Origin of the sequence: Larkinella insperata, assembly GCF_026248825.1 — a bacterium.
Taxonomy (GTDB): Bacteria; Bacteroidota; Bacteroidia; order Cytophagales; family Spirosomataceae; genus Larkinella; species Larkinella insperata.
The window spans coordinates 1,298,005-1,309,933 of record NZ_CP110973.1; the positions used below are offsets into that span (position 1 = coordinate 1,298,005).

9 protein-coding genes are annotated in these 11,929 nt (G+C 54.5%); 3 read left to right on the forward strand and 6 right to left on the reverse strand.

The window, feature by feature from the left end:
• Window positions 1-9: 9 nt before the first annotated feature.
• From OQ371_RS05245 to OQ371_RS05265, 5 genes are all read right to left on the reverse strand, one after another.
• Window positions 10-1,113 carry a cytochrome-c peroxidase gene (locus tag OQ371_RS05245; protein ID WP_265992734.1) on the reverse strand — a complete coding sequence of 368 codons (1,104 nt, stop codon included), beginning with the start codon at window positions 1,111-1,113 and terminating at the stop codon, window positions 10-12.
• A gap of 1 nt (window position 1,114) precedes the next feature.
• Window positions 1,115-1,921 carry an MbnP family protein gene (locus OQ371_RS05250; protein ID WP_265992735.1) on the reverse strand — a complete coding sequence of 269 codons (807 nt, stop codon included), beginning with the start codon at window positions 1,919-1,921 and terminating at the stop codon, window positions 1,115-1,117.
• Between the two features lie 12 nt (window positions 1,922-1,933).
• Window positions 1,934-3,127 (reverse strand): sialidase family protein, encoded by a 1,194-nt coding sequence (locus tag OQ371_RS05255; protein WP_265992736.1) that lies wholly within the window; start codon window positions 3,125-3,127, stop codon window positions 1,934-1,936.
• Between the two features lie 19 nt (window positions 3,128-3,146).
• Entirely contained in the window at window positions 3,147-5,516 is a 2,370-nt protein-coding gene (locus OQ371_RS05260; RefSeq protein WP_265992737.1) for a TonB-dependent receptor, read from the reverse strand.
• A gap of 91 nt (window positions 5,517-5,607) precedes the next feature.
• Window positions 5,608-5,982, reverse strand: a complete 375-nt coding sequence (locus OQ371_RS05265) for a hypothetical protein (protein WP_265992738.1) — start codon at window positions 5,980-5,982, stop codon at window positions 5,608-5,610.
• Window positions 5,983-6,266: 284 nt separating this feature from the next.
• Here OQ371_RS05265 and OQ371_RS05270 point away from each other — a divergent pair, with 284 nt between their 5' ends.
• The 3 genes from OQ371_RS05270 (at window position 6,267) to OQ371_RS05280 (ending at window position 11,349) form a co-directional block, all read left to right on the forward strand.
• A complete protein-coding gene (locus OQ371_RS05270; RefSeq protein ID WP_265992739.1) occupies window positions 6,267-7,313 on the forward strand; it encodes a hypothetical protein in 1,047 nt (348 codons plus the stop codon).
• Window positions 7,314-7,455: 142 nt separating this feature from the next.
• The gene (locus OQ371_RS05275; protein ID WP_265992740.1) at window positions 7,456-10,269 is read left to right on the forward strand and encodes a TonB-dependent receptor; all 2,814 of its coding nucleotides are present in this window, start codon (window positions 7,456-7,458) and stop codon (window positions 10,267-10,269) included.
• 3 nt (window positions 10,270-10,272) lie between these two features.
• The gene (locus OQ371_RS05280; RefSeq protein ID WP_374761435.1) at window positions 10,273-11,349 is read left to right on the forward strand and encodes a phytase; all 1,077 of its coding nucleotides are present in this window, start codon (window positions 10,273-10,275) and stop codon (window positions 11,347-11,349) included.
• Window positions 11,350-11,433: 84 nt separating this feature from the next.
• On the opposite strand, the gene OQ371_RS05285 is transcribed toward OQ371_RS05280, so the two are convergent.
• Window positions 11,434-11,832, reverse strand: a complete 399-nt coding sequence (locus tag OQ371_RS05285) for a hypothetical protein (protein WP_265992742.1) — start codon at window positions 11,830-11,832, stop codon at window positions 11,434-11,436.
• Window positions 11,833-11,929: the final 97 nt, after the last annotated feature.

Sequence of the window (11,929 nt, forward strand, 5' to 3'; positions counted from 1 at the left end):
GTCGGTGGCTCAATTCGGCTGAAAATTCCGGTTTTCCAGAAATTCGTAATCCGTCAGGGTACGGAGGAAAGCAATGAGGTCGGATTTTTCGTTCGGCGTCAGCGGGATGCCGGGTTTGCCGTTTTTCTTCAGCAACGGGTCCAGTTGGGGCGTATCCTGAACGTCGTTGATGTAATGCTCCAGCACCTGCTCCAGCGTCAGGAACCGCCCATCGTGCATGTAAGGTGAGGTTCGCTCGATGTTTCGCAGGCTTGGTACCCGGAATTTATTGTAATCGTTTAGGTCCAGCGTGATCTGATACCGGCCCAGATCGTAGTCTTTGCTGTTGGCCAGCTGCATCCGCAGTCCGTTGTTGCGGTAACGCTGGTCGGTAAACAACTCCCCGCTATGGCAGCCTGCACAATGTTCCTGAAACAACGCTAACCCGCGCGTTTCCTGCTGGGTTAGGCTCACCCCGGCCTCTTTGCGGGCATACTTATCGTATTTGGAATTGGCCGATACCATCGTCAGCATAAACTGCGACAGGGCCTTCATAAACCGCTCCGTCGTCACTTCTTCCGATCCGAAAGCCGCTTTGAACATGGGTGGATACTGGCCGCTGCTCCGGACTTTCTGCAACACATTCGCCAGCGAATCCCCCATTTCGACCGGGTTCTGGATGGGGGAAATCGGCAGCAGGTCCAAGTCAACAATACCGCCGTCCCAGAAAAAGGCTTCCTGCCAGGCCACGTTCTGAATACCGGGTACGTTGCGGGTCCCGATTTTGTCGCTAATACCGTGGCTCAGCGCGTGGTCATTGTGCGCAAAACCCGCCGTCGGCTGGTGACAGAAAGCGCAACTGATGCTACCGTCTTTTGATAGCAGGCCGTCGTAAAACAGCGTTTTGCCGAGCGCCACCCCTTCCACCGTCAGCGGGTTTTTGCTTAAGTTATAGCGCGGATCGCTAAAGTTGGCCGGTTTCTTCCAGTTGTATGGCGTGGTCTGAAACTCAACCGGCTTGGTGCCCGGACCCGGTTCAATCGGCTCCACTTTTCCGCCGTCGCTCTGACAGGCGACCGAAACGGCGTAAAAAATGATGGAAGCCAGGATTCCGACGTGTTGCCAACGCTTCATATCAATCTGCCTGAACGTTACTGATGCTAAACATTGTCGCGTAATTGGCGGCTACATCCGCCGACAGCGCCGACACCATGATCATCGGCGTTTTAGCAATGCTTAGTGGTTTAACCCCGTTGAATATTTTCATCACGTCGGCTTTCAGCTGTATTCCCGTCGTTCTATCCGCCGTAACCCGGGCTGGCGTAGCTTCAAACGGCAACTGAATGGTTTTTAAATTATTGATGGTCCTTGACTGGTAGCCGCCAAACAGACCGATGTGGTACGTAAAATTCTGTTTACCCGTGGCGTCGGCCTGGGTTGCCGTTGATGTTCCTTCCAGTTTCAGAAAGATGTAACCCGAGTTCCAGTCCCAGTACATCCCCGAAGCCGTACCGGCCGGGTCCAGCGCCCCGGTCCGTTTATCGATCCCCATCGTGTTTCGCAGGCTATCCACCCCCACCACAAAAGTAATGCCCGTGTAATCGCCCGCCGGAATGTTCCGAAGTGAAACGGTTTGCGATGCTGCACTGCGCTCCGACACCAGAAAATAACTGCTGTCCTGGGGTACTACGTATTCCGAACCGTCCGCTTTTTTCAGTTTGATGTTACTGACAAAATAATCCAGCCGGGTGACGACAAACGGTTCTCCGCTACCGTTGGTGTACGTTGTATTATCCAAGTTTAACTCCTGCGACCCAACAACGTTATCAAATTTCAGTTGCACAGTCCCGTAGTTCGGCTCTACCGGTTCTTTCTGGCAAGCCACCAGAACCGTTAAAAAGAGGAATAAACTCATGATGGAAAGGGAGAGATAATTTCTCATAGCATGCGACACTTAGAATGATTCAACCCACCTGCTTACTATAACGCTGTTTTGCCCCTCTTTCTGCTGTTCGTAAGCGACTAATACCCCCTTTTTTGTTGCCAGAACCACCGGATAGGATGCGTTCACCTCGGTTGGGGTGATGTACGTCACGGGTAAAGCCTTGCCACCAACGAGCTTCCGCAGCCCGATTCGCTGGATAAACCGGCTTTCGCCGGCCGCATTTTTAATCGCCATCGACTCGTCCCAAACCCATACCAGTTGACCGTTGACCGTTGTCATCTGGGGATGTTTGGTACGCTCCGACACCATACTTGTCACCAGTTGGGGGGCACCCAGCCGGGCCAGTTTGATACCCGGCCTTTCACCACCCGAAAACCAGGTCACGAACAGGTCACTGCCCACCTGCGCCACGTCAGGACCGGTATGCGGGCAGGCGTTGATTTTCCAGCCGTCGTTGAACACCACCTCCGGCCGGGTAAACGTCCGGCCACCGTCGGCCGAAACCGCGTGGCTGATGTCACGGGCGCCGTCGTCCAGCAAATCACGGTAGACTACGTGAATCCGGTTCTGGTTGTCCACAAACACGTTGGTCCGGCAGCACTGGCAGGCGTTGTCGTCCACCAGGATTTCTTTTCCGAAACCTCCTCCCGCTCCGGTCTGCGCAAATTTCACGGTCCGGCCTTCCTTACCCGATGCTTTTTCATCCAGCCAGGCAATTCCGATTTCGCCGTTCGGTAACCGGCTCACGTTGCTGAAGGAATGCCCTTTGCCCGGCGTCACGTCGCGGTGAACGGTTTTGGGGTCGGCCCAGGTCTGTCCGCCATCGGTTGAGGTTACATACAGCAAATCGCTGGCGCGGGGAGCGTCAGCGGTCGGTTTGGAAACCTCAAACACTGCCAGAACCGTCCCGTCCTTTTTAAACGCCACTTTCGGCATTCCCTCGGCATGGCTCGAAAAAACCGTGGGCGTCCGGACCCGGATTTTCGAACCAAACGTCCGCCCGCCGTCTTCCGATACGGAAAAATAAAAATAGGTTTTTTCTCCTTCTTTTTCCGTCCAGCTCAATACCGGATTGTTGCGCTGGTCGGTGGTCAGGCGGGGCGTCGCGCCGACAAACTGCGGGCTCGAAAGCAGTACTTCTCTGGCGGGTTTCTCCGCAAATCCGAGTAACAAAGCCGCGGCAACGAGAATGATATGTTTCATATTGAACGTGTTTGAGGACTTATTTTGAGAAATTGTACTGAATACCGCCCATTAACGTGCGGGGGGCCGCTGGCGTATAGGTGGTCCGGTCGGTGGTGTTGTTACCGCGCGTGGCGGAAGTCGCGTAAAGTTCGTTGGTTGCGTTCAGCAGGTTGGCAAACACTTCAAACCGCCGGAATGGATACCCCGCCCGCAGGTTGACAACGCTGATGCCCCGCCCGCCAAACGCGCCCCGGTCGTTGTATGAAACCGTGTTGATCTGGTTCTGGTACCACGAACTAATTCGCTGCCACTCCGCCGACACCCGCAAGCCTTTCGCCCACCGGGGCTTATAGGTCAGTTCGGTATTGGCCACCCAGCGCGGAGCCTGGGGCATGTCAAACCCGTTGACGTTCTTGACGGCGTCGGACGCTCGGGTACTCAGGTCGAAATTGACAAACCGGTGGATGGCGTTTGTGCCGCCAAATCGGAAAAACCATTCGCGGGTCGGGCGGTAAGTCAGGCTGTACTCGATGCCGCGGTGTAGAGTTTTTCCCGCCGACTGGTAATCGGTGCTGTTGTCGGGCTGGCGGACGTTGAGCAATTCATTGCGGCCCTCCATCTGGTACAACGCCAGGTCGAGGTAGATTTTGCGGTTCAGCAGCGACGCCCAGCCGCCGATCTCGTAGTTGTTGAAATAAGCCGGTTGCAGGTTGTAATAAAACAGCGGCTCACCCGGCTGAACGTTGACGCGTTTGGTGAAAATTGACGTCAGCCCCGGCGGTGAGAACCCCCGGCTGTAGTTGCCATACAAGCCGCGGTCGCGGCCCAAATCGTAGGTCACGCCCACTTTCGGGGTAAACTGGCGGTACGCTTTCCGGCCACTGCTCTGGTCGAGGTAGTTGTCGTAATGGAACGTCATCTGGTCAAACCGGCCGCCCAGTGAAAGCCGCAGGGCCGGTAACGGGTTTAAATCCAGCTGAGCATACACCGCCGAGTTCAGGATGTCGGCGGCATAATCGGCCAGTTTCAGATCGGGCCGTTCCTGTACCAGTCTGTACCGTTCCACCGATTTTTTGTCGGGCCGCAGCTGCGCTTCCAGTTCAATCTGATAGGCGTTGTAGGACGTAGGCGAAGCATCAACCATCAGCCCCGCCAGCAGGCGGCTGTTCCAGAACGGCATCCGCTGGCTGTGCTGGGCGATCAATCCGTAGCTTGTAAATGCGTTGACGTTTATCTGTCCCGTTGCTTTAGTCGACCCGCTCGTCCAGCGAATGCCGTAACTCGGATTCTGTCCGATTGAATTGTCCCGGAAAAAAGCCGTTATGTAGCTGTCCGAACCGTTTTTCCACTGGTGATCGAGCGTTAACCGGGAGCGGATGGACTTTACGTTGCGGTACGTAAAATCGGAGGTGGAAGTGTATTGGCGGTTATAAAACGCGATGCTGTCGACGCTGCCACCGGTTTGCGAATCATAGTCATTGTACGAAAACGTGCCGGTTAGCCGTGTCCGGCTGGTGAAAGCGTATTCGGCCCGGGCGTTGAACGATACCTTATCGTAGTCGGACCGGGTTTGCCAGCTGTTGCGCTGCCGGGCAACGAAACCGCCCGCGTAAACCCCCAGTTTTTTGGTGAGCATACCGCCCCCGCCGTACTGAATTCGCCCGTAATGCCACTGATCGCCCTGAATACCAATCCGAAACGTGGGTACCGCGGTAGGACGCTGCGTAATGAAGTTGATGGCGCCCCCCACTGCCTCCGGGCCGTAAAGCGACGAAGCCGGACCTTTCATGATTTCGACCGAACTGACCGCGAAGACGTTCATCTCAATCAGGGCATTGTGGTTGAAGACGCCCATTGGCCGAAGCGGCAGACCGTCTTCCAGGTATAGAAAATAAGCGCTCGTGCCAAACGGCTGCCGGATGCCCATACCGTGTTGTTCGTTGTTGTAATTGAGCATCACCACACCCGGTGTTTTGTTGATGAGTTCGGCGAGCAGGGTGGGTTTTGTCTCGTCGATCAGCGTGGGCGACAGCCGGGAAATGGCAACCGGGGCTTCGGTCCGCTTCTGGGCTTCACGACTGGCCGTTACTACGATGGTTTGCAGGTTCTCGACGGTGGGTTCCAGGGCGATTGAAAGCGGTTTTTCGGTCGGCTCGACGGTTTGCTGCTGGTAGCCAACGGCTGAAATCAGGATGCTGGGCGTGGCCGGGTGAAGGAGAAACTTGCCGCCAGCGTCCGTTATAGTGCCGGTGGTACGGTCTTCAGACGAGACGCTCACGCCCGCCAGGGGTTCTTTGGTGCGGGCGTCAAAGATGGTGCCCTGAACTGCCGATTGATTTTGGGCAAGCAGCTGAAAGGGAGCCATTACCACCAAAACGGCAGCAAGGATTTGATACAAAAAGTTCATGAAAAGCAGGTTGAAAGATGGAAAGCAGACCCGTTGGCTTTTGCCAACGGCCAGAAAACAACGCAAGCCATCAGGCTGCGCTATTCGTTCATCAAACCCGCGGAGGCTGGAAGAGAAGGGAGAGCGGAGAAGCGTAAATCTTGATCAGGTATGCGGGCAGGCTGGTGGCCAATCCCACGCTCACCGGGCGAAAGTTGAAAGGCGAAGTAAGCTGAAAGAATAATTGAAAATCAGGCGTCTTCTGAACCCGCTCGGTGGTGGCTTTGTCCTGCTGTTCCTGTTGTGCGTTTAATTTTTTGGCCAAATAACATTTTCCGTCGCAGTGTAATTGCGGTTTGGCGCGGTTTTCGCACAGGACTTTAGCAATATAATCTTTGTTGGCATGGTAATACGCAATCGTCCCCCACTGACTGAAAGTCGGCAGCAGCGTGGCAATTAGCAGGATGTAGGCCAGGACGGTGCGCATATGGTTACAAAATCCGGGCAATAGTACAAAAAAATGTTGATACTGCGTCGTGCCACCTTATTGATAAAGTTTGCAAAAGTCTGTAGATTCGCATACCGACCGTATAATATACTGTAACTGCTTAACCAAAAATGACATTATTCCGTAATGCACTAATTTTTAGTGTGTTTAATTTATTCTGCTCTACTGGTTTCTCGCAGTTAGCGCCTGCTGAAACCAGTGGCGAGTCGTTAGCACACCTATCTTCCTCTTCCGTAAAAAGTACGCTGAGCAATCGTCAGCGCGTGTCGGTTGCTGTCGGAATGGAGCAGCAATTGTTTCCGTCCTATCTGCTGGCCCGGGCGACGATGCCCGCAAAAAGCAAAAACTATCGGCTGGGCGATGGCGACGGCAACGTATCGGTGATGTTTCATAATCCGGGCCTGAACACGTCGGTCCGGGTGGAAGTATCTCCGACTCCCTTCAGCGAAGCGGCCGCCTTTGAATGCGTTTTGCAGGAAGCTGATAAAGATTACGAGATCTCCCCCCGCATCGCCTGGAATTTTGAAAAACTGCGCGGACTGCTGCAACCCACGCCCGTCAACTTTACGGTAACCACCTACATCGATAACGAAAAAGTAAGCCATCGGACGGTGGTAGCGACGATGCGGTCCGTTAACGATTGCCCATATTACTGGGAAGACGACGAAACCGGTACGGGTGATCTGGATCTGAACTACATGTACGTGGCCTACATCAATGAAGATGATCCGGTGGTGGATGAGGTGCTGAGCCAGGCCCTACAAAACGACATTGTGGACGCGTTCGACGGGTATCAGACCGGCGACAAAAAGCGGGTCGATGATCAGGTTTTCTCCATCTGGTACGCGATGCAGAAACGCGGCATCCGCTACAGTTCAATTTCAACCAATTCGAGCACGGGCGTCTCGCCCAACCTCTACAGCCAACGCATCCGGACGATTGACCAGACCTGGAACAACCGGCAGGCGAACTGCGTCGACGGCATGGTTTTGATGGCGTCAGTACTTCGCTCGATTCACATCGACCCCGTGCTGGTGCTCCTGGCCGACCATTGCGTGCTGGGCTACTACCGCGACGCCGAACACAAGGACCTCGCCTGCCTGGAAACATCCATGATTGGTGATGTGGATTTACGGAAAGTAATGTCGGTTCGCCGTCGGAAAACGTCGCGCAAACTCTTCACAGAAGCCCGCCAGCGCGCCCAGCGGCACTACCGCAACTCGAAAGATTATTTTGAGAAAGACCCGCGCTACCGGTTTATTAGTGTCGCCGACGTTCGGAAATCCGGCATCCGGCCCATCGGGCGGTAACGGGTAGATACCAGCATGCACGGCCTTCAAAATGAACTAATTGTAAGGAAGGCCCATGCTATCGTAACGATTTCATAACACCCAATCTTTGTGGCCGCCCGGCGTACGGTGGAATTTTGCATCCATGATCAAACGACATGTGATGAGAAAAATTCTATTGACCTTCATAGCCGTGTTTGTCCTGCTGCAGGCCTATGCGCAGACGGGTGTTGTAACCGGAACGATCATCGACAAACAGAACCTGGCTCTTCCCGGCGCAACCCTGAAAATCACGCCCGGCAACCGGTATACCGTTTCGGATGTACACGGCAAATTCGCTTTTTTGAACGTTCCCGCCGGAAACTACGAGCTGGAAGCTACCTACATTGGCTACCAGCCTTTTCGTCAGCAAATTCAGGTACAAGCCTCCACTTCGGCTCCCCGGCGAATCGTCATGGAAGAAGGCGGTATCCTGATGAATGAAGTGGTGGTGCTGGGCGACCGGCTGCGCGGGCAGGCCAAAGCCCTGAGCCAGCAGCGAAACAACCAGAACATCACCAACATCATCTCGTCCGACCAGGTGGGCCGTTTCCCGGATGCCAACATTGGCGATGCGCTCAAACGGGTACCCGGCATTACGATGCAGAACGATCAGGGAGAGGCCCGGAACATCATTGTTCGCGGACTGGCGCCCGAACTAAACTCGGTGACACTGAACGGCGACCGGATTCCGTCGGCTGAAGGCGACAACCGGCGCGTGCAGATGGACCTGATCCCGTCGGACATGATTCAGACCATCGAAGTCAACAAGACCCTAACGCCCGACCAGGATGCCGACGCCATTGGCGGTTCGGTGAACCTGGTTACGCGGGCCGCTCCGAATGGCCAGCGGATTTCGGCCACGCTTTCGGGAGGGTACAATCCCATCCGCGGTAAAGCCCTGTATACCGGCGGCTTCGTATACGGCAACCGTTTTGCCAACGATGCCATTGGCGTAGTGCTGAGCGGTTCCTACAACAACAACCGGTATGGTTCGGACGACGTGGAAGCCGTCTGGAGCCGCGACGATTTTGGCAACGTTTACATCAACGAGCACGATGTTCGGAAATACGATGTGCAGCGCATTCGCCGGAGTATTTCGGGAGCGTTTGATTTCAAATTAGGCACCAACCACACCATTACGGCCAACGCGATGTACAACTGGCGCGACGACCGGGAAAACCGCTTCCGCCTGCGTACGGACAACATTACCCCGACTTATAACGACAACAACGAGATTATCGGCTACACCGGCCGGATTGGTCGCCAGACCAAGGGCGGAATTGACAACAGCCGCAATAAATCGACCCGCCTGGAAGACCAGCGCGTCCAGAACTACTCCCTGCGGGGGGATCACTTGTTTGGATCGTCGCTGGATGTCGACTGGGCGGTGAGTTATTCAACTGCCAGCGAAGACCGGCCCAACGAGCGGTATATTCTGTTTCGCAAAAGCAACAACACGGTGAGCTTCAATGGCGACACCCGTTTCCCCTCTTTCACACCAACCAGCCTGAGCGCGGGAGACATTGGCCTGAACGAGATCACCGAAAATCACGATTATACGAGTGAGGACGAACTGGGCGTTAAACTGAATTTTCGGGTGCCCCTGTCCATCTTACCCGACCAGAAAGGCCGTCTTCGGTTCGGTGGTCGGTTGCGGTTGAAAACCAAGGATCGGAACAACATCTTCTACGAATTCGAGTCGCCGGGCGATGCGGTGGGCAATCTGGGCAGTGTGCCGACGGTCAACTGGACCGGTGCAAATTTCCAGGCCGGATCGCAGGTGCCGGGTCTGTTTGCCAGTCCACAGTTTTTGGGTGGCCTGGCGTTGGGTAATCCCGCCCTGTTTGAAGCCAGTCCGGTGTCCAGCGAATTTTTAGCGGTTAACTACCGGGCGAAAGAAAACATCGTGGCGGGGTACGTGCGCTGGGATCAGGATTTGAGCGCTAAACTGTCGATGATTGCGGGTGTCCGGCTGGAAAATACCGACATCAACTACACCGGTAACGTCATTGAAGACGAGGAAGACCTGACCGGGCAACGCTCCGTCCGAAACAGCTACCTGAACGTATTGCCCAACCTGTCGTTTAAATACAATGCCACAGACAACATGATTCTGCGGGCGGCCATCACCACGGCGCTCGCCCGGCCCAACTATTACGCCCTGGCACCGTACATCAGCACCCTACCGAGTGACCGCGAAATTCAGGCCGGGAACCCGGATTTGAAGGCAACCTATTCTTGGAATTTTGACCTGATGGCCGAAAATTACTTTGAGTCCATTGGTTTGATTTCGGGCGGGGTGTTCTACAAAAACCTGGCTAATTTCATCTATAATTACCGCAACCAGCAGTACAACACCGCCGACTTTGCGGCCGATTTCCCGGGCGTAGCGAACCCCATTGCAGCGGGGGAAAACTGGGATTTTATCCAGTCGCGCAACGGAGACAAGGTAAACATGTTTGGTCTGGAAGTGGCCTTTCAGCGTCAGCTTGACTTTCTGCCCGGTTTTCTGCGCGGTCTGGGCATCTACACCAACTACACGTTCACCAAATCGTTTGCCGACGGTATTTACAACTCCGACGGCGAAAAGCGCGAAGGCGTGATGCTGCCCGGTACGGCCCCCCACCTGTTCAATGCGTCGCTGTCGTGGGAGAACAAGCGGTTTTCGGCCCGTCTCTCCGGCAACTACACGGCAGCCTACCTCGACGCGCTGGGCGGCAACGACTTTGAGGATGTGTACTACGACAAACAGTTTTTCCTCGACGCCAATGCGGCCTACAAAATTGGCAAAAGCCTGCGCATCTTTGCGGAAGCCAACAACCTGACCAACCAGCCCCTGCGGTATTATCAGGGCATTGCGTCGCGGACCCTACAGGCGGAATTTTACCGTCCGCGGTATAACGTGGGGATAAAGTTTGACCTTAACCGGAATTGATCAATGCGGAGAAAAACCCTCCCAGTGTACGCGTTAGTCTGTTTGCTGGCAGCCGCCTGCTCGAGTAATTTATCTAAAAACACCCATCAGGAGACGGCAATCGGTCTGGACACGACGGTGATCCAGCCGGTTGTCATCACCGATTCGGTCCGGCACGATACCGACGATCCGGCCATCTGGATTAACCCGGCGAATCCGGCGCAAAGCCTGATTATCGGAACCGACAAGGATCGGGACGGGGCGCTGTACGTGTTTGATCTGAACGGAAAAATTCAGGCGGACAAGGTGGTTCGGAACCTCAAACGACCGAACAACGTCGATATCGCCTACGGGCTTCCACTCGGCGGCAAACCGGTGGATATTGCCGTGGTGACCGAACGTGAGGCCAACAAGATCCGGCTGTTCAGCCTGCCCGATCTAAAACCGGTTGATGGCGGAGGTATCGAGGTTTTTTCCGGAGAAACCCAACAGGCACCGATGGGCATCGCACTCTACACCCGCCCTTCCGATCACGCTATTTTTGCGGTGGTTGGCCGGAAAGATGGCCCCAAAGAAAGCTACCTGTGGCAATACCGTCTGGAAGACAACGGAGCGGGGCAGGTTAAGGCAACCGTTGTTCGTAAGTTTGGGGCTTACAGCGGCAGGAAGGAAATCGAGTCCATCGCGGTCGATAACGAGCTGGGGTACGTTTATTATTCCGACGAGCAGATCGGAGTTCGGAAGTATTACGCTAGTCCGGACAGCAGCGGGACAGAACTCGCCCTGTTTGCCCGGACTGGCTTCCAAGAAGACCACGAAGGAATTTCCATTTACAAAACCGGCCCCCAAACCGGCTATCTGCTGGTGTCAGACCAGGGCGCAAATCAGTTCCATTTCTTTCCCCGGGAAGGAACGGCGGGCAAGCCGCACGACCACCCACGTCTGAAGGTCGTCCGGGTAGCGGCCCAGTCGAGCGATGGTTCGGACGTGACCAGTGTGCCGCTCGGCCCCCGGTTCCCGAAAGGGCTTTTTGTGGCCATGTCGGAAGGGAAAGTCTTTCACCTTTACCGCTGGGAAGACTTGCTTGGAAAAGACAAGTAACGCTAAAAAATCCGAAAAGCCGGGCTTCACCCTGAAAAGTGAAGCCCGGCTTTTTTATCGGTTTTGTCGGATTCGCGGACGGTTTTATTTTCGGACCAAAGCAGCCAGAATATTGACAATGTACGTGAGCTGACCTACAAACAGGGCAATTACACTGAAGACAACCCATTTGCCACTTTCCAACGTGTTTGTGTTGAAGACCGGTAAAACAACTAGAAGTAACACGCCTACCGTCAGCAAAAGATGAATAATGGTTAGCATACCGTTGGGCATTTTCCCTTTTAGTTTCACCAACCAATACCCTGCTCCAAGCAACAGAAGGAGGACAGATCCGGCCAGAACGAAGGAGAGACTGGCAATAACGAAATACGTGTCATAGAGTTGAATATCAACGGTATGTTGAGGAAACAGCAACCGGATCAGGACAAGTGCCGGAATTGCCAACCAACAAATGAGATACGGTTTACTAAGTACAACGCGCATTACAATCCGACTACTTTAGGTATGAAGAATGGGTGCAAAGGAAACAAGCCGTGTCTTATTATAATCTCTATTTTTAAATGGCTTCGGTGACTAAGCC

What these genes read in the sequence shown, in the direction of transcription:
- OQ371_RS05245 (WP_265992734.1), bottom strand. Translation starts at nt 1,113, where the DNA reads ATGAAGCGTTGGCAACACGTCGGAATCCTGGCTTCCATCATTTTTTAC.
- OQ371_RS05250 (WP_265992735.1), bottom strand. Translation starts at nt 1,921, where the DNA reads ATGAGAAATTATCTCTCCCTTTCCATCATGAGTTTATTCCTCTTTTTA.
- OQ371_RS05255 (WP_265992736.1), bottom strand. Translation starts at nt 3,127, where the DNA reads ATGAAACATATCATTCTCGTTGCCGCGGCTTTGTTACTCGGATTTGCG.
- OQ371_RS05260 (WP_265992737.1), bottom strand. Translation starts at nt 5,516, where the DNA reads ATGAACTTTTTGTATCAAATCCTTGCTGCCGTTTTGGTGGTAATGGCT.
- OQ371_RS05265 (WP_265992738.1), bottom strand. Translation starts at nt 5,982, where the DNA reads ATGCGCACCGTCCTGGCCTACATCCTGCTAATTGCCACGCTGCTGCCG.
- OQ371_RS05275 (WP_265992740.1), top strand. Translation starts at nt 7,456, where the DNA reads ATGAGAAAAATTCTATTGACCTTCATAGCCGTGTTTGTCCTGCTGCAG.
- OQ371_RS05280 (WP_374761435.1), top strand. Translation starts at nt 10,273, where the DNA reads ATGCGGAGAAAAACCCTCCCAGTGTACGCGTTAGTCTGTTTGCTGGCA.
- OQ371_RS05285 (WP_265992742.1), bottom strand. Translation starts at nt 11,832, where the DNA reads ATGCGCGTTGTACTTAGTAAACCGTATCTCATTTGTTGGTTGGCAATT.